1 protein-coding gene and 1 pseudogene are annotated in these 1,079 nt (G+C 42.4%); one reads left to right on the top strand and one right to left on the bottom strand.

Translation table 11 applies throughout. From position 1 onward, the window contains the following. Positions 1–557 (bottom strand): 3-deoxy-7-phosphoheptulonate synthase (locus AB4653_RS18655; RefSeq protein ID WP_372104962.1); only part of this gene is annotated, 557 nt, incomplete at its 3' end. A 207-nt stretch (positions 558–764) separates the two neighbouring features. On the opposite strand from AB4653_RS18655, the pseudogene AB4653_RS18650 reads away from it, so the two are divergent. Then, positions 765–1,079, top strand: a pseudogene (locus AB4653_RS18650) (phosphoenolpyruvate synthase); the annotation flags it as partial.

The following is a 1,079-nucleotide window of genomic DNA, read 5'->3' as shown; positions in this document are numbered from 1 at the left end:
TTGAAGCCAACTGGGCAAGACAGTGCAGAAGCCATTTCACGGTGAATCTGAGATTCAGTCGTGCGAGCACCAATTGCGCCCCAAGTGATAAGGTCTGCAATGTACTGGCCGGTGATCATATCAAGGAATTCAGTCGCGGTAGCTAGGCCAAGCTTGTTGATATCTAGCAATAGCTTACGTGCTTTATTCAAGCCTGTTTCAAGTGCGTATGAACCATCGAGATTCGGATCGGTAATTAAACCTTTCCAACCTACAACCGTACGAGGCTTCTCGAAGTAGGTTCTCATGACAACGAATAGTTCATCTTTGTATTGATCTTGAATCTGGCTTAGACGTTCAGCGTAATCAAGTGCCGCATCTGTATCGTGAACAGAGCAAGGACCAACGATAACTAATAGGCGATTATCACGACCCGTTAGGATATCTTCGATTTGGCGGCGAGAATTCTTAATGCGCTCAGCAACGTCGTCAGTAATAGGGTGTGCATTGCCTAGTTCGGCAGGAGTTGGCATAGGACCCAGAGCTTGGGTTCTCAACTCATCAGTTTTTAATGGCATGTGATAGCTTTTTTATTCTATTGCGAAGTGGTTAAGATAACGGAATTGAACAGAGGAATAAACTCTCTTAAGTCAAAGTTATCTCTGTTATTGCTAATATTCTCATTTTTATCAGCAGGCCAACGTCAAATGGGGGATTTTCACTTGTATTAACAGGCAGCTATCGGTATTTTCGTTTGAACACAACATAAAAATGCTGGAGCAGCAATGACTCAAGAAAATCAAAGCACTTTGCACCCAGAACTTGTCTTAGGTGATGTGCTGCCTTCTTACAACGATAATAATAATTCCAACCACTTATACGTTTCATTATCTGAATTGGTCATGGATCGTGTCTTCTATCATCCAAGTATTGAAAGTCATTTAGAAACACTGACTGATATCGAAAAAACCTCTTTAGATGCGATCCTTGGCGATAAAACAGTCGATGAGCATTTTGTTTCGACCTTAGTGATTGCCATTCAAGCAGCCGTTCAGCCAAACCACGCCACTGTTCGTATTGCGTTAAGTAGTGCTGATAGC

This window comes from Vibrio sp. 10N.222.48.A3 (assembly GCF_041475345.1).
GTDB lineage: Bacteria > Pseudomonadota > Gammaproteobacteria > Enterobacterales > Vibrionaceae > Vibrio > Vibrio tasmaniensis_A.
The sequence above is the reverse complement of the archived record's forward strand: the minus strand, read 5'-3'. Positions and strand labels throughout refer to the sequence as shown.